At 41.8% G+C, this 22,360-nt stretch carries 17 protein-coding genes; 9 read left to right on the top strand and 8 right to left on the bottom strand.

Features of this window, described 5'->3' with window-relative positions:
- Nucleotides 1–33 precede the first annotated feature (33 nt).
- On the bottom strand, nucleotides 34–2,214 hold the full coding sequence (locus J3455_RS02430; RefSeq protein ID WP_349560949.1) for an extracellular catalytic domain type 1 short-chain-length polyhydroxyalkanoate depolymerase: 2,181 nt from the start codon (nucleotides 2,212–2,214) through the stop codon (nucleotides 34–36).
- Nucleotides 2,215–2,436: 222 nt separating this feature from the next.
- Nucleotides 2,437–4,413, bottom strand: coding sequence for a ligand-gated channel protein (locus J3455_RS02435; protein WP_349560951.1), 1,977 nt, complete (start codon nucleotides 4,411–4,413; stop codon nucleotides 2,437–2,439).
- A gap of 118 nt (nucleotides 4,414–4,531) precedes the next feature.
- On the opposite strand from J3455_RS02435, the gene J3455_RS02440 reads away from it, so the two are divergent.
- Complete coding sequence (locus J3455_RS02440) at nucleotides 4,532–5,440, top strand: LysR family transcriptional regulator (RefSeq protein WP_130052777.1); 909 nt, start codon at nucleotides 4,532–4,534, stop codon at nucleotides 5,438–5,440.
- A 58-nt stretch (nucleotides 5,441–5,498) separates the two neighbouring features.
- On the opposite strand, the gene J3455_RS02445 is transcribed toward J3455_RS02440, so the two are convergent.
- The 3 genes from J3455_RS02445 to J3455_RS02455 all read right to left on the bottom strand — a co-directional run bounded on the left by J3455_RS02445 (nucleotide 5,499) and on the right by J3455_RS02455 (nucleotide 10,242).
- Nucleotides 5,499–6,116, bottom strand: coding sequence for a LysE family translocator (locus J3455_RS02445; RefSeq protein WP_130052778.1), 618 nt, complete (start codon nucleotides 6,114–6,116; stop codon nucleotides 5,499–5,501).
- Between the two features lie 239 nt (nucleotides 6,117–6,355).
- Nucleotides 6,356–7,453, bottom strand: a complete 1,098-nt coding sequence (locus J3455_RS02450; protein ID WP_349560953.1) for a serine hydrolase domain-containing protein — start codon at nucleotides 7,451–7,453, stop codon at nucleotides 6,356–6,358.
- A 335-nt stretch (nucleotides 7,454–7,788) separates the two neighbouring features.
- Complete coding sequence (locus tag J3455_RS02455; RefSeq protein WP_167657476.1) at nucleotides 7,789–10,242, bottom strand: S9 family peptidase; 2,454 nt, start codon at nucleotides 10,240–10,242, stop codon at nucleotides 7,789–7,791.
- Nucleotides 10,243–10,403: 161 nt separating this feature from the next.
- Here J3455_RS02455 and J3455_RS02460 point away from each other — a divergent pair, with 161 nt between their 5' ends.
- The 7 genes from J3455_RS02460 (at nucleotide 10,404) to J3455_RS02490 (ending at nucleotide 19,081) form a co-directional block, all read left to right on the top strand.
- Nucleotides 10,404–11,411, top strand: coding sequence for a LacI family DNA-binding transcriptional regulator (locus J3455_RS02460; protein ID WP_130052781.1), 1,008 nt, complete (start codon nucleotides 10,404–10,406; stop codon nucleotides 11,409–11,411).
- Nucleotides 11,408–12,628, top strand: coding sequence for a glycosyltransferase (locus J3455_RS02465; RefSeq protein ID WP_349560955.1), 1,221 nt, complete (start codon nucleotides 11,408–11,410; stop codon nucleotides 12,626–12,628). Before J3455_RS02460 ends, J3455_RS02465 begins: the two co-directional genes overlap by 4 nt.
- A 149-nt stretch (nucleotides 12,629–12,777) precedes the next feature.
- Nucleotides 12,778–14,004 (top strand): threonine/serine exporter family protein, encoded by a 1,227-nt coding sequence (locus J3455_RS02470; protein ID WP_082401625.1) that lies wholly within the window; start codon nucleotides 12,778–12,780, stop codon nucleotides 14,002–14,004.
- 123 nt (nucleotides 14,005–14,127) lie between these two features.
- On the top strand, nucleotides 14,128–16,368 hold the full coding sequence (locus J3455_RS02475) for a cytochrome c3 family protein (protein WP_349560956.1): 2,241 nt from the start codon (nucleotides 14,128–14,130) through the stop codon (nucleotides 16,366–16,368).
- 138 nt (nucleotides 16,369–16,506) lie between these two features.
- The gene (locus tag J3455_RS02480; RefSeq protein ID WP_130052783.1) at nucleotides 16,507–17,295 is read left to right on the top strand and encodes a hypothetical protein; all 789 of its coding nucleotides are present in this window, start codon (nucleotides 16,507–16,509) and stop codon (nucleotides 17,293–17,295) included.
- A 43-nt stretch (nucleotides 17,296–17,338) separates the two neighbouring features.
- Entirely contained in the window at nucleotides 17,339–18,508 is a 1,170-nt protein-coding gene (locus J3455_RS02485; RefSeq protein WP_250662266.1) for a BamA/TamA family outer membrane protein, read from the top strand.
- Between the two features lie 111 nt (nucleotides 18,509–18,619).
- A complete protein-coding gene (locus J3455_RS02490; protein WP_130052784.1) occupies nucleotides 18,620–19,081 on the top strand; it encodes a hypothetical protein in 462 nt (153 codons plus the stop codon).
- Nucleotides 19,082–19,089: 8 nt separating this feature from the next.
- Here the strand turns inward: J3455_RS02490 and map are convergent, their stop codons facing one another.
- The 3 genes from map to J3455_RS02505 form a co-directional block, all read right to left on the bottom strand.
- Nucleotides 19,090–19,872, bottom strand: coding sequence for a type I methionyl aminopeptidase (gene map / locus J3455_RS02495; RefSeq protein WP_349560957.1), 783 nt, complete (start codon nucleotides 19,870–19,872; stop codon nucleotides 19,090–19,092).
- Nucleotides 19,865–20,071, bottom strand: coding sequence for a ParD-like family protein (locus J3455_RS02500; protein ID WP_119853080.1), 207 nt, complete (start codon nucleotides 20,069–20,071; stop codon nucleotides 19,865–19,867). Before J3455_RS02500 ends, map begins: the two co-directional genes overlap by 8 nt.
- A 72-nt stretch (nucleotides 20,072–20,143) precedes the next feature.
- Nucleotides 20,144–21,628: a S41 family peptidase gene (locus tag J3455_RS02505; protein WP_349560959.1), complete on the bottom strand. Its 1,485-nt coding sequence runs from the start codon at nucleotides 21,626–21,628 to the stop codon at nucleotides 20,144–20,146.
- Between the two features lie 206 nt (nucleotides 21,629–21,834).
- On the opposite strand from J3455_RS02505, the gene J3455_RS02510 reads away from it, so the two are divergent.
- Nucleotides 21,835–22,308 (top strand): tetratricopeptide repeat protein, encoded by a 474-nt coding sequence (locus J3455_RS02510; RefSeq protein ID WP_130052787.1) that lies wholly within the window; start codon nucleotides 21,835–21,837, stop codon nucleotides 22,306–22,308.
- Nucleotides 22,309–22,360: the final 52 nt, after the last annotated feature.

Here is a 22,360-nt window from a genome sequence, read left to right on the forward strand (position 1 = left end):
AGAAGTGTCGCCCGTATGGGCGACACACATTTATTAATTAGGGCAATTACCTAACTCGTAATACCCCGCACTAGTTTGCGCTAAAGTACTGGTATAAAAGGTGTTATAAAGACCTAGGTTATCGCCCGAGCCCACCGCAAAGGCGTAAGAGCCATTCGTGGTTGCGCGGTTTGCTTGCACATGCGCATAGTTGCTTGAGGTAGTTTCAGTGCATTGGTAATCACCATTCGGTGTTGAGTCACACGCATCACCCACACCATCTGCATCACTATCTAACTGTTCACTATTGGCCACCAGCGGGCAGTTATCTAGGCTATCACTGACACCATCGCTGTCGGAGTCACTTGTTTCACCATCAGGTGTACTGTCACACACATTTCCGATACCGTCATTATCGTTATCGGCTTGATCAGCATTCGCTACATTTGGACAATTATCTATACCGTCGAGCACACCGTCGTTGTCTGCGTCATTATTAGGTTCTGTGGTGGTTTTACATGCCTGTAACGGCCCTGCACAACTTGAATCATCATCAGCTATCCACTGACATTGATTTGTACCCGCTGAATATTCACGCATAGTAAAAGCAGCGGTACCAAACGCTAAATAACAGGCAGAATAACCCTCGCCCCAGCTAATATGGCCTTCGTTGATATGAAGATTGTAATCGCCTGTCACGCCAGCATCGATGACAAAATTAATGCTATCTGTTGATGTAAGCGCAGTATCATCGCTTGCGGTGATCACTGCCGTATTATTGCCACCTGCTAGATTGCATTGCTCAGCAAAATACTCAAGCCCATTCACTGTAGCTGTCACATCACCATTACTAAAACTGACCACTACGGTACTTAAGTTTTGATTATCATCAATCACCGTGCCCGTTACTGTAGCGCACTGCCCGTTTACACTAGCAGCAATATCACTAAGTACCGGTGCTGTAGCCGCAGGCTCTGGCCCAACGCGTACCGTAAGATTAACTTCATCACCTTGTTTCGCTTCGTTATCTGTGGCACTGACACGCACTTCATAAAGTCCATCGCTGAGTGCACTTGTCACCCCACTAAAGGTATTATTCGCATCGACTTGCACATTGAGTGACTCAATTAAGCTTGGCACACCACCAGCTAGGCTATACACGTTAATATCAACATTGGTTACACTGCCTTCTTGGTCGATTGCGCTTCCTGTAATGGTGAGCTGGTTATTACTGTCTGAGGCATTTAAATTACTAATTTCAGGGCCTGCATTACGATCAACTCGTTTATTATTAGCCGCAAAGTACTCACCTAGATAAGTAGCAAAATTAATACTGTTTGCAGCAACATAATCGCCAGACGCGCCTTGCCCACCCGACCACGAGTGATCCAAATTATTAAACCACAGCATAGCAACCCGATTATCTTGCCAAAGTGATTGCTCGGCAGTGCGTGTTGCATCATCACTTATTGTCGTCGTACCTGAAAGTTGATTAACCCCATAAAGGGCAGCAAAACCATCTGCGTTTTGCTGGTTATAACAGGTATTTACTGTGGTATCGGCAGTACCGTGGCCAATCACCGCTATTTGTGTGGCAAAGTGATCTTTATAACTGCCAGCATAGCTTTCACAGCGAGATACAAAGGTGTTTTCAGAAACCGTTTCACAGGTTGAAATCGCCCCACTTGAACTTGTGCCGATGGTTGGCCCAGCGCTTGGAGCAACCCCTGCAAATACATCAGGCGCTACACAAGCTGTTTGTGCAGCCATTGCCGCCCCAGATGATAAACCTGCAATATACACTTGTTTAGGGTCAATATTACGGGCTGAATCACCACTTAATGCATTGGCTAAATTAATCAAATTCTTATAATCGCCAGAGCTGCGATTGATTGTCCCTTGCCAATATGACCAGCAGCTATAACCTGCTTTATTCATTGCATCAGGGACTGCTATCACCATGCCATGAGCTTCAGCTGCATCTTCAAGGTTAGCCGTTAAGTAGTTATTGATAGGCTGTACACAGCCATGTAGCACCAGCATCAAAGAATGACCAGTGCCTATGCTTGATTGCGTATCAGGAGTGTAAATATGAACATTATTAAAACCGCCAATGCTGACATTTTGTTGCCAACTACCAGCAAAGCTTGGTTGTGAGAAAATAGCAGCACAGAACACTGCGAGCAAAGTAAACGACGCTGATTTTCGTTTACATGATTGTGTTACTTTTTGCATATATCGCCTTTATAGTCGTTATCATTGTTGTCTGTCAGTTGATGACTAACCCAATGTAGTAGAACTATCTAAAAAGCGAACTATAACTATAGTGCTATACGTTAATTAAAATACAACCCTAAGATATCACACCTGCATTTATTGCTTTTTTTCGAAACTAAACCCAATTCCATTAACAAAGCCAACGCAATACGTTGGCTTTGCTTTTACTATGTTATGCGGTTAAAAATTAAAACCTAGAGATACCCAATAACGGCGGCCATCTTCAACATAGCCGTATTCACCTTCGGTAATATCTTTATCAAATAGATTATAAACACCAAAACCTAACTTAATGCTGCGGCTTAAATCATAGTTACCACCAATATCAGCCAAGGTGTAATCTGGCGCAATTAAGCTACTTTGTGACGGGCCTGTTGTCGGTTGGCTTTCTTCACCGCGGTAATGAACACGCAGCCACGTGCCTAGTTTATCAACCGGACGCCAATTAACTGAAGTTTGTAAAATATGCTTAGGTAATTGGTTAAGTGGGCTGCCTTTGTATGCACCGGTTTTTTGCTCAGAATCGGTGTAGGTGTAATTGGCACTTACATCAAGCTCACTGGTAATGTCATAAGATACTGATAACTCAAAGCCTTGCGTAACGGCTTCATCCACATTGACATAGGTCGTTGGCATTGAACCAAACTGGTTTGGTCCATCAGTACACTGAGTGAGTGGGCACGAAATACGGGTAATTTTATCTTCAAACTCGTTGTAAAAAACCGTGCTTGAAAGCGATAAATCACGGCTAGCATCATAGTATATACCCATTTCGTAGTTTACAGATTTTTCAGGGCTTAAATCAGGGTTACCATAAATATTGCCACCTCGGCTCACTTGCCCCCACGCAGCGGTAGATTGACGAATATTCGGCGCTCTAAAGCCTGTTGAGATACCCCCTTTAACCGTCAACGACTTAGCTGCTGTATACACACCATATAAACGTGGGCTGAAATGACCTGAAAAATTGCCATCATGATCATAACGAAGACCGCTAGTGAGTTTAAACTGCTTCGTTGCAGCCCACTCATCTTCTGCAAATACTGACCACTGCTCGTTCTCAACATGCGTTAAGTCACTAATGCGGTTACTGGTGTAATCGTCCAGCTCTTCTTTTAAATATGACGCACCAAATGCAGCATTATGATTGCTAAATGGTAAAGTCCAGCTTGTTTGCGCATCGGTATTTTCGACATACATTTCGCGAGAGGTATTATCGAATTTATCGTACTTTAAGTAACTGCGTGATGAGCCAAAATCATAAAAACCATTATGACTTAGTGAGTAGCTTTCTTGGTCGTACTCTGTGGTTGATGACTCTGGGCAACCATTACGGCCACAACTTTCACCTTGAGCTAAAGGCGCAACTGTTTTACCTAATGTTTCGTCGAGTTTTTGTTTTGCAGAACCTACTTCGAGCATAATTTCATGGTTATCAGAGGGCGTTAAAATGAACTTAGCTTTAATATTGCTCTGCTCTTTACCACGAAAGCCTGCTTCAAAATCGTCTTCGTCACGCTTTGAAAACTGACCCGATAGCTGCATACCTAATAACTCAGGAATTAGACCACCTGCAGTAAAGAAACTGCCTTGATTGATATCACCCGAGTCACTTGATTCTTGAATAGTGCTGTCTAAGCGTAGTTCACCGTACCATGTTTCTGGTGTTTTACGGGTAATAATATTGATAACACCACCAATTGCATCTGAGCCATATAGTGATGACATAGGACCACGGATAACCTCGATACGCTCAATCGCTGAAATAGGTGGAGTCCATGCGCCTTCAACACCCGGTCCATCACTATTTGGCCGAGTTTCACGAGAGGATTGACGCTGGCCATCTATTAAAATCAAAGTATATTGACTAGCCATACCGCGAAGGCTGATATCTTTTCTGTCGCCTCCGCCCGTGACCACCACACCGGGCACATAGGTCATCGCATCGGTTAAATCACGGTAAAAACGCTTTTCAAGCTGCTCACGGTCAATAACACTGATACTGGCTGGCGCCTCTTTAAGCATTTGCTCGTAACCGGAAGCCGATACAACTATTACTTCCATGTCTTGTTTTTTGTCATCAGCGTATGCAAAATGGGAAAGACCTGCTAACACAGCAGCGGTGAGTGGTAAAACAGAAGAAACAACCCTCGTCATAATAATACTCCGTGACTTTTTATTTATAAATGATAATAATTAGCGTTCGCATATTAGTGAGAAGTCCCAATTTTCACAATTTACGATTTCTTAAAACTGAATTAAGAAGGCCTGAACTATGAATTCCAAGCTGATAAAAACATTACGTGTATTTTCTCGTACTGTTGAAACAGGCAACATGAGTAGCGCAGCTGCTGAATTATCGATGACTACATCGGCTGTCAGTCAACACATTAAGCAATTAGAACAAGAAATCGGACTAAGTCTATTTAATCGCAGCCCGCGTGAGCTCACTTTAACTGAGGCTGGTCAGCTGTATTATCAAAGCTGTTTAAAAATGCTGGCACTTGCTGATCAAGCCAGTACGCAATTACAGAATTTACAAAATAAACCGAGTGGTGAGTTAAAATTAGTGGCTCCCGTGGGGTTTGGGGGTGGGCTATTAAGTGAACCATTGGAGCGCTTAATCAATGAATTTGATGATTTACGTATTCAGTTAATTCTAACAGATGAGCCTATCGATATGATCAAATGCGGCGCTGACTTAGCGATTGCCATTGGCCCGTTAACTGACTCTAACCTTGTTGCTCGTAAGTTAGCAACTTGGCCGTTAAAGCTCTGTGCCCATAAAGACCATGCGATTAGCAAATTAGATGAAGCCAGTTGGGAAGATCTAAGCAAGTTTGCGCGTATTGCACATAGCAACGCCGACAGTAATGCGTTTAACCCGTTAACGCTGGCAAGCAAGCCATTACCGAAAGCGAAGATCACCGTAAATAATATGCAAAGCTTAATTAAACTGGTGTGTGATGGTGTTGGCTATGGCGTGTTACCAGAGCCAGAAGTAAGGCATTTACTAAAATCGAAAGAACTGGTTGAAATAGCGCCGGAATGGGCAATGCCTAATTACACTGTTTATGCGGTAACACCAGCCAGAGACAGCTTAGCGGCAAAAACAAAAACGGCCATTGATACTCTGAAACTGTGCTTTAACCATGTGTCAAAGCAAGTCGAATTAGTTGATTAAGACTCAACATGGATAATACCAATTTGCAGTATGCGGATGGGTATTATCCAAATTAGTATTATCCAAGCGCTAACCAAACGCCCACGCACATCATTAGCGCACCAGCAATACGGTTTAACCACTTCACATTGTCGCCTTTATCTAAAAACAGCCTTAAGCTCTTTCCGCCTGTTGCGTAAATCAACATACAGATAAATTCGCTCAACATAATAATGCCCACTAACACAGCAAGCTGTGGGGCAACTGCTAAATCAACATTGATAAATGGAGGCAGTAAAGAAATCATAAATGCCCACCCTTTTGGGTTTGCAATAGCAGTAATATAACCTTGCGAAAACAATTGCCCACGGCCAATTTGTTGCTGTGCATCATCCTTAGGTTTGAAGCTGGTTTTAGCGCGCCACATATTAACACCTAAGTATATTAAGTACGCGCCACCTAGGTATTTTAAAAAGGCAAATAACTCAGGGTAATTAAGCATAATACTGGCAACCCCAATCACCGCTGCAATGGCCACCGTGGCAACGCCTAACACCTCACCGACCATCATCCAAAGCGTACGCCGAATACCCACACTCATCCCTAACGTCATGGCGAGCGTCATACACATACCAGGTGTAATTGAAACAAAGAAAAAGGTCGGAATAAAAACCGCGAGTACTGCTAAATCGAGCATAAATGCAATCACATGTTTATAGCTAAAAAAGAGAAAGCGATTAAATCACATTCACTTAAATAAGCAAACAAACACGCGATTGCTAACAGGGTTATAAAAACATACCGCCCATGCCTATGAATATCGTCTACTCAAATAGACGTCACTTACCAAGGCGCACTCGCGTTTTTATTGATTGGTTAAGCGAGCAGTTAAAACCGATTACGCAGAGCTAAGATGGTTGCTATGTGCGCTTCAGTTTAACTACCTTTAATTACAGACAGCAGAAGTTGATCAATTTCATTATTCACTCCACCAACGCTACTATTGTTTAAAATTACATAACCAATATTTTTATCTGTCACAGAGCGAGTTAATGATGTCCAGCCTCTATTAAAACCTGCAAAACCTAAACTATTATTCTCAGAGTCTATGACATAGATCATACTCCATCGCCCTCCTGTATGAGGCTGAGCTTGAATCATATTTGCTATAAGCTGATTTGATAAAATATTTGAACCAAGGTAATTACCTTGCTCATTTTTTAGCACTGCCTGATTAAACTTAGCTAAATCATCCGCAGTTGTTATAAAGCCAGCGGCAGCAGTTTCTGTAAAATACACCATCGCTGTTTTGTTGCCATTCTCATCGTAAGGACTAGCCAGCATTGCTGAAGAAACACGGTTGATATCAAACGAAGAATTTGTCATTCCGAGGGGTAAAAGAACGTTTTCAGTCATAAAATTACTGAAAGATTGATTAGTCAGATCTTCAATTAACAGCTGAACTATCGTGTAACCACCACCTGAATAAGACCATTTAGTATCAGGCTCATGAATAATTTTAACGGCTCCCCCCCCTGTGTTATTGCCTTCTAATGACTCTACAAGAGTAGGTAATGGATCTTCAGCGCTCCATCCATTGTACCCACTTAATGAAAGCCCTGATGTATGAGAGAGAATATTACGTAAAGTTACCTTGTTAGCATCAAACTGAGAATTCGGTATTTTCCAGCTTTTTAAGTAATCATTAATTGGTTTATCAAGTTCAACTTTACCTTGTTCAACTAGTTTCATTGCGCCCCAAGCTGTAATCACTTTAGAAATAGAGCCAACATTGAATAAAGTTTTGTGTGTGATTGGAGTTCTATTTTCAGCGTCAGCATAGCCATAATAATATGAACCAACCACCTCTTTCCCTTGAACAATCGATATAGCAATACCACGCGCTTTGCTTTTTTCAAGAATTAAAGGGATCTCTTTATCTAGCACTTTAGAAAATTCTAAACTTTTAGTTTGTTTTGCATGTAATGAGCAAGACGATATTAAAAACAATATTAGAATTATAAACTTATTCATGAGCATCCTTGTTTTGTAACGACCTCATCAAAGGCCTGTTTTAGTTGGCTAAAATTAGCTGGGTATATAAAAACTTAGCGATTTGTATCTTCCCTTCAAGTGCTGTTCACCTGCTTGTTCATCAATGTAAGTACGTAGACTAGTTACACTATCAAAAATAATGCTTGCTGGTAACTGGCCTGATTATTAGTCCACTTCATGACTTTAAATGTGCGCACATGAACAATATTTCCTCTTATTTGCTTACCGTTTATCTACGAATAAGAATATGCAAGTAGGCAATACAAAAATCCCCGCTTAAAGGGCGGGGATTTTTTATAAGAGTAATTTTCTAATTACTGAGTAACGCCTTCAGCGGCAACTGGCTCTGCTGGTTTTTCGTCACTTAATAAGTACTTATCTAACCACTGCTCTTGCTCCCAAAGCACATGCAGCAAGCTCTTACGAGCACGATAGCCATGCGCCTCATAAGGTAACATCACTAAGCGGGCTTCTTTACCTAAGCCTTTTAATGCAGCGTACATACGCTCACTTTGCATTGGAAAGGTACCCGAATTGGGATCTTCTTGACCGTGGATCATCAGCATAGGTTCATTGATTTTATCAGCGTGGAAAAACGGTGACATAGCCGCATACACATCTTGTGCTTGCCAAAAGTCACGCTCTTCACCTTGGAAACCAAATGGCGTTAGGGTGCGGTTATAAGCACCACTGCGGGCAATACCGGTTTTAAATAAATCGCTATGGGCTAATAAGTTCGCCACCATAAAGGCACCATAAGAGTGACCAGCAATGGCAATTTTGTCTTTATCTGCGACACCTTTTTTTACAAGCACGTCTACCGCAGCCTTGGCACTTGCTACCAATTGTTTACGGAATAAGTCATTTGGCTCTTTCCCGTCAACACCCACAATTGGCATTTTCGGGTCGTCAAATACGGCAATACCTTTTGCAAGATAAGGCATTGGCCCCCAATAACCGATATAGGTAAATTCATACGGCGACTCGCGCATTTGTGACGCAACAGCTTTATCTTTATATTCAAGCGGATAAGCCCACATTAGAACCGGTAACGGGCCTTGAGTTGAATCATAACCCGGCGGCAAATAAAGCGTACCACTGAGCTCAACGCCATCATCACGCTTGTATCGAATTAACTCTTTAGTCACTCCTTTAAATTCTGGGTAAGGGTGCTCAAAGGTCGTAAGTTGAGTCAGGGTTTTATCGTCTAGGTCGCGAATAAAGAAGTTAGGTTGCTCAGTTTTAGATTCGCGAATAGTAATTAAACGCTCGCCTTCGTCATCAAGCATGGCACGTATACGTTCATAGTATGGCGCTTCTGATTGCCAAACGCGTGTTGTGGTATTGGTCTTTACATCATAACGGTCTAAAAACGGAATATTGCCTTGTTCAGATGCACCGTTACCGCGTAAGAAAAGATAACGCCCGCCAACAACTTTCAATACGTCAGCACCCAAATCATTTTTTTCATATATTGGGTAACCTGGATCTTTGTAAGCATCGTTATAGCTACGCTCAGAAAATAGCACTCGGTTTTTATCTGCATTACGTGGTTGAATAACAAATGTGCGAACTTGTCGGTCGCTAAAGCGCCATTCAGATAACAGAGCAACATTGCCATTACCCCAAGTAATTGAATCAAATCGGCGTTCAACTTTAGCAAATAACTTAGCATCACGTTTAAAAGGTGCTCTTAGGCTATAAAGGTGATCGTGATAAGGCACGTCGGTTTTCATATCGCCGCCGTCTTGTGCTTCTGCCCAAATTACCTCAGCCCCTTGATCTGCTCGCCATTGAAAGTCACGGCGACCAGTGCGAACACTGTCATAGCCTTGTGGAATGTTATCAGCTAAAGGCTGCTTAGCAAGCTCTGCTAACGTATAGCCACGCATGCCCCAAATTTGCCAAGTAGCTGCAAATCGACTGTAAGGCACTTGATACGAAAATGGCTCATCAATCATGCCAACCAAAATATTGGTTGAATCTGGTGAGACAGAAAACGATTTAATTAAGCCCGGCTGACCAATCGGTTGACCTTGACCACTGAGCGGAATATAAGTCAGCTGGCTTTGGGCAAAGAACTTAAATTGCGCTTCATCATAAGGGCTTGTTAGTAAGTTTTGATATGTACGGGCAGGCGCTTTTTCACCACTACTTTGTTGAATAACCGGCACAACCTGCGAGCTGTCGTTGCTTAAGCGAGCTTTACCTATATTGACCGCTGCATTAGCAACAATGGCGCTGCTATCTGGCAACCAAGTATAAGGTGTGCGAGTTAACACTGAATTAAGAGGTGTATCACTTAGCTGGCGGGCTTGCTTAGTACTTACATTATAAACCCATAAATTAGCACTCGATGCTTGCTCAACGACAAACGCCAAGTATTGACTGTCGCTTGACCAGCTTGGTGAGCGTAAAATGCCATTTGGCAAACCAGATACAACAATTTCAGAACCGGTTTCTACATGTTTAAGCACTAACGACGTAAACTTATTTCGTACTCGTGAGCGCGAAAAATTAGCAGGATTAAGCTTAATGCCCGCAAGTTTTAGCTCTTCTTTGGCTAAATCTTGTAAGGTATCGATGCGTTTTCTATCAAATAATGCCAGCCACTCGCCATCATTTGATAAATAACTACTCGGTGCAAGCTTAGCGTCAACCACTGCAGCTAGCGCAGGCGATGGAGTTTGATAACCTTGATTAGCAAAACTGGGTGTGCAAACAGCTGCGCCAATAACTAGCGCAAAAAGCAGTTTAAATGCTTTCATGTTCGTTCCTTTTTCGTTTTTATTTTCGATTCTGTAAACAATTAGAACATGTTTGCAGCATTTCATAAAGAGTTTCGACCCTTTTGGCAGCCAATCAGTGACTTAAACAGCTAAATTACGCTAAAATAAAAGCACTCTATTCGCCACTTTTGCTAATAAAAATGAAAAAATCGACAGGCAAAGTCACAATTTGGGATGTTGCTGAACAAGCACACGTTTCAAAATCAACGGTGTCTTTGGTCCTTACCAACAGTGATAAGGTCAGTAAAAAAAGTAAAGAAAAAGTACTGGCTGCCATTGATAAGCTTGGCTACGTGTATAACCGTGATGCTGCAGCACTTCGTAGCAAGCGCTCAAACTTAGTCGCGCTGGTTATAAATGACTTAACCAACCCTTATTCAGCTCAACTTGCTGTTGGACTCGAAAAACACATCTTTGAGCTTGGCATGCTGCCAATGCTGGTGAATATTGCGGAGTCTGTCGAAAGGCAAACTCAAGTGGTGAAAACCTTAAAAGAATACAACGTATCGGCGTTTATTATGTGCCCGGCTCCGGGAACTAAGCAACAGTGGCAAGATGATTTAATAAATAGTGGTTTTCCGGTTATTAATATCATGCGTGAAATTCCATTTTCAGCAGCACCCTGTATTTTGCCTGATAACAAAAAAGGCACACATATTTCGACCAGCCATATTTTATCGCAAGGTATTGAAGAGGTAGCCTTTTTAGGCGGCACCGCAGAAATATCTGATTATCATGAACGTTTAAGTGGTTTTTTAGCTGCGCTTGAGCAATTTAATATCACTGACGAAAAACCCGTTATTAAGGCACCGACAAACCGACAAGGTGGCCGTGAAGCCTTTAATACCCTTATAAAACAAGCACCGAATACCAAGGCCATTGTCTGTTTTAATGATGTGATTGCTTACGGCGCGATTGAAGCTATGCGCCAACACGGCCTAGAGCCGGGTAAAGACATTAAAGTTATTGGCTTTGATGACTTAGAAGATTCGCGCTTAATGTTGCCTTCTCTTTCAACCATCGCCATTAATGCCGATGAAATCGGTAAACGCACCTGTCAGGTGCTAAAAGAACTATTAGATAAATCAACACCGCCAGTTCGCACCTTGGTGGATGTTAACTTAAAAATACGAGACTCAAGTCAATGAAAAAAGTGTTAGTGATCGGCTATGTATGGCCTGAGCCTAATTCGTCGGCAGCCGGCACCCACATGATGTCACTCCTGCGCGCCTTTCGTGCAGAAAACTGGCAAGTTGAATTTGCCAGTCCTGCGCAAAAAACCGAACATATGGTGGAACTCAGCGAAGATGGCATTACCACTCAGGTAATTGCATTAAATTGCTCTAGCTTTGATGAGTACGTGCAAGCGTATAACCCTGATATTGTGATGTTTGACCGCTTTATGATGGAAGAACAGTTCGGTTGGCGAGTAGATAAATACTGCCCTAACGCACTTAAGATTCTTGATACAGAAGATTTACAGTGTCTAAGAAATGCCCGTCACGAAGCTCATAAAGCAGGCCGGGAATTCAGCCAAAGCGATTTACACAGCGATATTGCAAAACGAGAAATCGCCGCAATTTTGCGCTCAGATATCAGCTTAATTATCTCGCACTACGAGATGCAGTTACTCAATGACGTTTTCAAAGTCGATTCTGCCCTACTTCACCATTTACCATTTTTGGTTGATTTGCAGCATATTCCCACTAGCACCAAAACATTTGCTGAGCGCAAACACTTCATGACTATTGGTAATTTTCGTCATGCGCCAAACTGGGATGCAGTGTTGTACTTACAACAGATTTGGCCGCTGATCCGCAAACAATTACCCGATACCGAACTCCACATTTATGGCTCTTACCCGCCACCAAAGGCAACAGCGCTTAACAATCCAAAAACCGGATTTTTAATTAAGGGCTGGGCAGATGATGCCTATAAAGTAATGGAAGATGCCCGTGTGTGTTTATCGCCACTGCGTTTTGGGGCTGGTATTAAGGGTAAGTTACTCGAAGCGATGATCATGCAAACGCCGAGCGTAACAACCCCTATTGGTAGTGAAGGCATGCATCAAGATGAGCCATGGTCAGGCGCAATCTGTGAAGATGCACAGCAATTTGCAGATGCTGCAGTAGCACTTTATCAAGATGAAGCGTTATTTACTCAGGCACAGCAAAATGGCCAGCAGTTATTGCAAAAATATTATGATAAATCAAAACTTCAGTCGCAGTTAATCGCTAAAATTACCGCCATTAGTGAGTCATTAGCGCAGCATAGACAGCAAAATTTTACCGGCCAAATGCTTAAACATCACACCATGCGTTCGACCCAATACATGGCGCAGTGGATTGAAGCAAAAAATAAGTAATTTTGCCGTAAATAACACTAGACATAGCGGCTTTTGTCGCTAAAATCGCGCTGGTCAATTTAAGCGATATAGTCTAGCTATTAGACTATATCTTATTGAATTTTGGTCTATCCTTAACTGAACAATTTAACCTTTGGTTCAAAACGCCTTTGAAAACCGCAACGTTTACTGAAAAACGAAAATTTATCGTGAAGCTTGGCAAAATGCTTCATAAATACGGTACACCTGCATACCGACTAGAAGCACACTTAATGGAAGTTGCGACTTACCTCGGTTTGAAATCATCTTTTGTTATGTCGCCAACATCCGTGACTTTTGTGATCTGGACTGATGGCCATGAAGAAGAGTACACCCATGTTGCGCGTGTTGATCCAGGCGATCATGACTTAGGCTCGCTGGCAGATACCGATGACCTAGTAAACAAAATGCTAAATGGGGAGCTGACGTTACAAGAAGTCGATAAACAGCTCGATATTATTTACACCATGCCAAACCCATATAATAAATTTATGACTGGCGTTGCATTTGCGACCTCAGGTGGGGCATTTGCCATGTTGATGGGGACTAGCTGGAATGATGTATTTTGGTCAGCACTCATTACCTTAGTTGTGTATTTATTTGTTCTTTGGTCAACGCGTTCTAAGCGTGTTGCACATATGCTTGAACCATTAGTTGCCATTGTATCGGCGATTATAGCCTGTGCTATTAGTGTCTATATTGATGCCCAAATTAACATACGACTGGTGGTACTTTCAGCCATCATTGTGTTTATACCCGGCTTAGCATTAGCCCTCGGTTTAGCAGAGTTAGCAGCTAGGCATTTAGTGTCTGGTACAGCTCGGGTTATGGACTCATTCATGCTGCTGTTTAAGCTGTATTTTGGTGCTTTTATTGGTATCGGTATTGGTTTTGCTATTTTTGGCCAAAGTGACTTTGTGCAACCCGAGCCTTTACCTAAATGGACGGCTTGGCTAGCTATTTTCATGCTATGTAGCAGCCTAATCGTCATTTTTAGAACCAAGCTAAAGCATGCTGTTTGGTCTATTGCATCTGGCTTTATAGCGTATGGTACAAGTATTGGTTCAGCCATGTACCTAGACTACACATTAGGCACATTTGTAGGCGCATTAGCCGTGGGCGTTTTTAGCAACTTATTCAACCGCGTTGTCAATGCTCCAGCCTCCATTGTAGCTATGCAAGGTCTGATCGTATTGGTACCAGGTAGTAAAACCTATATTGGTTTAAACTCATTGATAGAAGGCCAAGATTTCGTTTATGCAGACCATATTGGCCAGCAAACCTTTTTGATTTTCATGTCATTAGTGGCGGGGCTTATCTTTGCTAACGTCGCGCTGCCACCGAAGAAAAGTTTATAACTTACTAAGCCCGAGTTTCTCGGGCTTTTTTACGCCCTCGTTTTTATAAGCCGACTTTGCTTATCAGCAACAAACTGATATAACTCTTAAGTGCATGTGGTAAATATAAAAAGGATTTATTCAGTGATAAGATTGGCTTGGCTGTTATGCAGCTTTTTCGCCTTTAATGCGTTTGCAGAACCCCAGTGTATTAACTGTCATCAAAGCCAAGTTGAAGACTGGCAAACATCCCATCATTTTCATGCTATGGAAAAAGCCACTCCCACCTCGGTGCTTGGTAATTTCAATGAGCAAACCCTTAACTACCAGGGCCAGCAAGCGCGCTTTTATCAACAAGACCAACAACTTTTTATAAGCATGCCAAACCTAGATGGCAAGCAGACTGACTACCTTGTTTTATACACATTTGGCTATGAGCCATTGCAGCAATACATGTTTGATATGGGCAAAGGCCACATACAGCTATTTCCCTTTGCGTGGGACTCACGCAGTAAAACAGACGGCGGGCAGCGCTGGTTTGTACTGCATCCTGAGCAGAAAAAGCATGACCTATTTCATTGGTCGCAAAAAGGCCAAAACTGGAATCATATGTGTGCTGATTGTCACTCAACTGATTTCAAAAAACAATTTGACCTTAAAACGAATAGCTTTGATTCAAGTTACTCAAGTATTAACGTGAGCTGCAAAGCGTGTCATGGTGATACCCAAGCTCATTTGAAATGGGCTGATGGCGATAGCAGCATTGCCGATAAAGGCTTTACTCATAACATTAAAAAGCAAACCCCGCTGTTTACCCAACAGGCCGATGGCAGGATGCAAAGCGTACAGCCACTTGTAAAAAGCGATCAAGTGCAAGTCTGTGCAACCTGTCATGCTCGGCGCTCACAGCTTGATGACCGCAAAGACCCGCATAGTTTTTTACAAAGCTTTCAAGGCTCATTACTCACTCCTGAGCTTTACCACGTTGATGGTCAAGTATGGGATGAAGACTATGTATGGGGTTCATTTTTACAAAGTAAAATGTTCAACGCGGGGGTAACCTGTAGTAACTGTCATAACCCTCATTCGGGTAAATTAAAGCTACCGGGCAATCAAACCTGTACGCAATGTCATAGTCAAGAGATGTTCGATACACCAAAACATCACGGCCATAAAATGGCAAGTATGGGTAGCCAATGTGTCGATTGTCATATGCCCGCGACCACCTATATGCAAGTAGACGCCAGACGTGACCACAGTTTTAGAGTACCTCGCCCAGATTTAACATTAAAAACCAATGCCCCTAATGCGTGTAATAGTTGCCATGAAGATAAAACACCACAATGGGCCGTCGCAAAAATGAAAGACTGGCATCCAAATTCAAAACATCTTGGCACTGCGCATTTTTCTGAGGCGTTTTATGCGGCAGATAACCGCCTGCCTAATGCGTCAACTATGCTGACTAAAATAGTGCAAGATAAAAATTTCCCTGAGATTATCCGTGCATCAGCACTGAGCCGTTTAGCAGCAAGTCCCGATAATAATGCCGTTGTTGCGATTGCTCGCTCAGTAAAAGACAGCGAGCCCTTAAAGCGTCAAGCTGCGATTGAAGCAGCGATGCCGCTTGATATAAACCAGCGCTGGCGCCTGTTAAACCCATTGCTTGATGATGAGCATTTACCAATCAGAACCGAAGCCGCAAGAGCTCTGTCGGCCATGTTAATTCAACCGTTTCCGGCCGGTCTTAATGTGCAAGACAGTAAACGGTTAAATGCAGCGCTTGATGAATACAAAGGCCTCCAACAATACCAAGCCGAGCGCGGCTACTCACATACCAATTTAGGTAATCTTGCGCTCACATTACAAGAACCAGAGCAAGCCAAAGCACATTACTTACAAGCAATCAGTATTGAGCCTATTTTTGCTCCTGCTTATGTTAACTTAGCTGATCTATACCGCAATCAAGGCGATGAGAAGGCAGCGCAAAAAATCTTAAAACAAGGCTTAACGGTTAATATAGAAAGCGCCGATATTCATTATGCCCTCGCCATGAGCCTTATTCGCTCCAAACAAAAAGACATAGCACTTACACATTTAAAAAAAGCTGCCCAGTTCGCAGAAGATAATGCAAGCTACCAGTATACTTATGCGCTGCTGCTACAAGATTTAGGTAATATGCCAGCAGCAATATCAGCCCTTGAGCGTGCTTTTAATCTAACACCGAATAACCCTGATATTAACTACAGTTTGGCGCAGTGGTATGTGGCAGAAGAGAACTACAGCCAAGCGCTGTTTTATGCAAGAAACCTCGCTCGTTTAGTACCTGGCAACCAACAAGTTCAGCAATTTGTTAAGCAACTAGAAATGATGAATAGCATCAATTAATTGATAGTTAGAGGCTAAAAGAAGCTTTTTAAATTTAGCAAGTATTATATGCTTTAGACAATTGAACTCGATTAATAAATAAGCTATAAGTAGCGAAAGAAAGTATATCTATTCTAATATTTTGTGTAAGGACAGCACATGACTTCTCTTCAATTTACTCCACTTATCCTCATTTTCTCAGCTTCATGCTTTGCAACTGAACAAAAAGAAGTACAAGACATGTCTGATCCACTGGCTGTTTATACACAAGCCGGTACCGGTGCGACAAACAAGGGCCTTAATTTTAAAGTGGGTCAAGCATACGATACAGGTATAGCTACAACTGCTGGCATGAATGTTATTGAAGTCAAAGGTATTTATGGTGATGTGCTTGGTTGGGAAAGCGATAGCAGAACGACAGATTCTATTGACTCATTTCGCTTTCGTAATTTCTCGGTTGACTTAAGCTCAATGAGTGCAACACAGATTGATGCTAACTATAACCTCAATGCCAACCTTGTTGCTGACGAAAGCATGGATGTCTCATATAGCTACATTAAAGCCCTTAAACCTATGGGACGCTTTACGTTTTACCCATTAGCTGGGGTCGGTGCATCGCTGGGTGAAAATACCCTAGAAGATGACGGCAGTCGTGACAGTGGTTATTCCATTATGGGTGCATATGGTTTAGTGGGTATGTACGCAAAAATTACTATTAACGATAAAATTTGGCTTAACTACAATCCATTTTGGCTAACAACTATCGGCGGAAGCGATAACTATAAAGATCACTATTATGGTTTAAACCAAAGCCATATTTTGACTCACGAATTTGCAGCCAGTTATCAAATTAACCCACGTATGAATCTACGCTATTTCGCAAACTGGAACGAAAACCTTGACTTCTTAGATGGCGATCATCGTCTCGAATTTAACTATCAGCTATAAATTAAAATGTGAAGTAAAAAGAAACAACAAGGTAAGGGATTAAGTGAAAAACGTTGTACTAATAAATATGCTTACAGCAAGTTTGCTCAGCACACAAAGCTTTGCATCGAGTTATGATCAATATGCAATAAAACCCGCAGAGCAGCAATTAAGTAATCAACAACAAAAAGTTGATGAACCTATTTCATTTCTTCCTATACCAACCTTTATTACAGAGCCTGCTGTAGGGCCAGGCCTTGGGGTCGTTGGTTTATTTTTTCATGACAACGAAAAGAAAGCTAAAAAGAAGAAAAAAGAAGGCTCGACCCTGCCACAAAGCATCAGTTTAGTAGGCCTAATGGGCACTAAAAATGGTACCAAAGGCGGCGCTGTTGGCCACATTACGTTTTGGGATGAAGACCGAATTCGCTATCAAGGGATTGTTGGCTGGGCGAGTATAAACCTTGATTTTTACACCTTTGACGAGATTAAACTGCTTACACCTTTATCGTTGAATATTGAAGGCCCTGCGGTGTTTCAAAACCTTAAGTTACGTTATGACGACAGTAACTTCTTTTATGGCTTTAAGCAGATATATCGTCAAGTTGATATTAGCTTAGCCGAAAACCCTATCGAAGATTTTCTGCTCGAAAATGATATTATCAAGGAACATCTATCGCTTGATGTAAATACCTCAGGCATTGGTCCGTTACTAGAATACGATAGCCGAGATAACCCGCTGAACCCAGAGCGGGGCTTTAACTATAAGGCCGAATATTTATATTATGATGAGGCTATTGGCAGTAAGGTTGATTACACCAGCCTAAAGCTTACCGCCTTAAATTACTGGCGTTACACCGATAAATTTAACTTTGCCCTGCGCATGCAATATGACTCAGTAAATAACCGTGGTAAAAAACGCTTACCGGTTTATATTCCACCAAGTATTAGCTTACGGGGTGTATCTGCAACTCGATATCAAGGCCTTGATGTGTTTGTGGCCGAAGCAGAAGCAAGTTATAAAGTTACGCAGAAAATAAAGCTTAATTTATTTACTGGCATGGGCTGGGCTGCCGATAATTTTTCTGATTTATCTAAGGCTGAAACCATTGATACTGTTGGCGCAGGCTTTCGTTATTTAATTGATGAACATTACGGTATTAGCATAGGCATAGATGTTGCGCATGGCCCTGAACAAAACGCAATTTACATTCAGGCGGGTTCTACTTGGTAATCGAAACTAATACTTTTGTTATTATTTTAATAACTGATTAAACCTAAAGATTGAATTAATTTGTTTCACTGCTATTATCAATAGCTCAATAAACATTCAGGGATTGAACGGATGCATAAAAAAGTATCAACCAACCATTATCCATTCAAAGATTTTAAACCACATGGCCTTGTCGAGTTTTATCAACATGAACATACTCTTTTAACGACTGCCATAGGGCCTTTCAACGAAGAAATTATTGACGCGCACTCTTTTATGCAAAAAGATTACATTAATAAACTCACCACTGATTATGGCCAATGGTTTGAATTGGTTGAGTTTGAAAACTCATGCATGGCAACTCCTGGGGCACTCGAAAAGCTAATGGTGTACTTTGTAGAACTGCGACGTAAAGGCATTGCACCAGCAAAAACAGCCTTTGTCATCAAAGAGGGGCTTGAAGGCGGAAGCTTACTTACCGATACCTACTGCAATTTGTATAAACGAGCAGGCATGGTAATGAATGTGTTTAAGTCAAAAACAGCGGCCCTAAACTGGTTAGCAGAAGAGTCTGTTACTGAATTAGCCTGTTAATACACAATTTAGTTTAAAAAGTGTTGCTCTTCTTCACGCAAGGTCAACACTTCAACTCCCTCAGCCGTTACCGCTAAAGTATGCTCCCATTGCGCAGAAAGCTTTTTATCTTTTGTAACTACAGTCCAACCATCTGGCTTAGTTTTTACCTTAGCTGCCCCTTGATTGATCATTGGCTCTATCGTAAAGGTCATCCCCTCTTTTAGTACAAGCCCCGTATTTTTCTTGCCGTAATGTAATACTTGTGGCTCTTCGTGCATTTGCTGGCCGATGCCATGACCACAGTACTCTTTAACCACACTATAACCATGTTGATGAGCAAAATTTGCAATCGCATTACCAATATCCCCCAGCCTCACACCTGGTTTTACCATTTTAATTGCGTGCCACAGGGCTTGCTGGGTGGTGTCTACCAAACGTTTTGCTAAAGGCGATACATCACCAATTAAGTACATTTTGCTAGAGTCAGCTAAATAGCCATTTTTCTCGAGAGTGATATCAATATTCACAATATCGCCTGCTTTCAAAATGCCTTTGTCGCTTGGAAAACCATGACATACCACCTCATTCACAGAGGCATTTAATACATAAGGGTAGTCGTACTGCCCTTTACTTGATGGCCTTGCTTGTAACTGCTCAACAATGTAGCGTTCAACGAGATCGTTTATTTCCATTGTAGTCACGCCCTCTTTTACTAAAGGGTCAAGATAAGCAAATACATCAGCAAGTAATCGACCAGACTCTCGCATCAAAGCAATTTCATCTGCATCTTTAATCACAACCTTATTCATCACTTACATCCTTAGCCTTCACATCAGCTTGGCGAAGTTGCTCTTTAATAATATCGCTGTAGGTCATGGTAGGATTAAGCTCAGCAAGCATGCCTATTTTAATCCAATACTCAGATTGCGAGTTAATTGAGCGCACCATCGCTGTACTTGCTTTACGGATTTCTTCGTGTAGCTCATCGCTAATTTTAACAATACCCATCATATGACCTATATATAAAACATATACAGATCGTATTCATATTACATAAAAAAGCAAGGAGAACTTGTTTAATTACAACTCAGCTATCATTTTAACAAGCGCTTGTGTTGTCCATTCAAGCTCATTGAATTTAATATCAGGTTGATAATAAAAGCCTTTTTCACGTGGTCTATTTACATAGACCTTTATCGGCAGAATGACTTTAGCAAAGCCTGAAGGTAAGGTTTCGAGCCTCACTTCCATATAGGTAGAGTCTGTACTACTTGGTGCGCCTACTAATTGTGTGTTTGCAAACAGCTTAAAACTATCCAGTGCATCTAAACAGGCGCTAGCACATTGCCCTGGCACAATCACATAAACCGGTGTAGTAAATTTGCTGGCATTTTTTGGCATTGCTTGTCGCTCTGCTGCAGGTATCTCGACATAATAATGTTCACCCTTTTCATAAGCCGCCTGCATACTTTCGTGGGTCGTCTTTAGCCATTGATACCACGGGCTAGCCTTATCATAGCTTGCGACTACATCACCTAAGTAGTCAGTATTACCTTTAGAAGTTCGCCACCACACTTGGGTATTTTTGTGTAACTCATAGCGGCCATATTTAAACTGTTCACTGCCCCAAAGTGCTGAGGCTATTTGCTCACTCCACATCGATGAGCCACCTTGATTATGACGAAGATCAAGCACCACAGCTTTAGCTTGCATTAACTTATCATGTTGCTGTTCAATAGCGCTCAGCATCGCTTGATAATCCGCGTGCTGCTGCTCATTGGGTGCAAAAGTTGGCATGCTGATCCAAGCAATATCCTCTAAAGGCCAATTAAGCTCAATTGGTAATTTATCGCCGTTGTAAGCATTTTTAAGATTTTCACTGACAGTATCAGGCCTAATACGCCAGTTTAACTTTAAGCTGTAAGCAGAGCCGTCGGCTTTTTCGAAAGTGCAGCGCTCAAGAGGCGACAAAAATGGATTTCCATCATCAATCGTTAGTCGCCAACCATGGTTCCACCAACTACCGGGTTGTTCTACTTCTCCGTAATAGCGAAAAACACGCTCAACTAGCAAAGTATCAATTGCTTTATTATCACAGCTCACGAGCTTATCGCCTTTGGCAACTGTATCTAGTTCGCTGTAATACACTTTCAACGCATCACCGCGCCAAACAGTTGAAAAGCCCGGCCAACTTCTTTGTGGCTTTAGTTCACTTGGTAAGGTATCAACCGCTCCCGCATGACCATCTTGTAGTATGGTTCTAAAACGTGCAATAGCTGCAGAAAAACCTTGTGAACTATGCGCTTTTACAGCCAGCTTTAAGCCTTCTTGCTTTGCTTTTTCGAGCTGTTTTACAAACCCAGGGTTACGCACATCATGCATCCCAGGGTGGTTTATAACCGATAACTGATAAGCCGCTTCAACATCTTTTATAGCAAGCTCAGACCAATTAATTTCAGAGTTAGTTACTGTATTAGCCTCATTGGCGCGACATATGTCCACACTAAGTGAGCTAAAGTTAAGAGCTGTAAAGATAAGTGATGAGTAAAGCGCCAAGCGTTTCATAAAAATCCATTTTAAATAGTCATTATGTTCAAAAAACACCCTATTTAATCACTAAGACATTGTTGTGGCAATGAAAAGTACTTCACATATGAATAGATTAAAAAAATTCATCTATCAGGTTTATTTTAATCGTTTGTCGATTTAGATGGATTACTCTAAAGTTAACTCATCAGCAAACGATGCTGCGATTAACGAGGAAACCAATCATGTTTAAACCACTTTTAAAACGACTTGCTCTTAGCTCTTTATTGACATGTTCAGCTTTTGCAATCGCTGATCAAAGTGACTACAAACTAATGGTAATTAGCGACTCAGATTCATCGCAAGCAATTATGCAAGGCCAATATGATGCAGTGTTAAATAGCACAGCTCAAGCGACTGACTCAAACAGCCAATACGAACTTGCATTCAATCGTTGCGCAGCAAGTGTGAAGTCTAAAAACTTCAGCGATGCAGAATCACTTTGTACTGAAGCTATCAAGCTTCTTAATACAAGCGAAGTACGCGGATATAAACGCCGAGAGCTAACTTCTTTCGCTTTAAGTAATCGAGGTATCGCACGCATCATGTCGAAAAACGACACAGCTGCACTGTCAGATTTTTATGAAGCGGTAAAAATATCGGGTAATGATTTAGTCAATCACAACCTAAACCGCGCTAAGAAAAACTTAGCTTTATAACGGAATTGTTGTCACAAAAAGTCTAGCTTGTGTGTTCTCTGGGCTTTTTCAT

Origin of the sequence: Pseudoalteromonas sp. NFXS39 (genome assembly GCF_040148775.1) — a bacterium.
In the GTDB taxonomy this organism is placed as follows: Bacteria; Pseudomonadota; Gammaproteobacteria; order Enterobacterales; family Alteromonadaceae; genus Pseudoalteromonas; species Pseudoalteromonas apostichopi.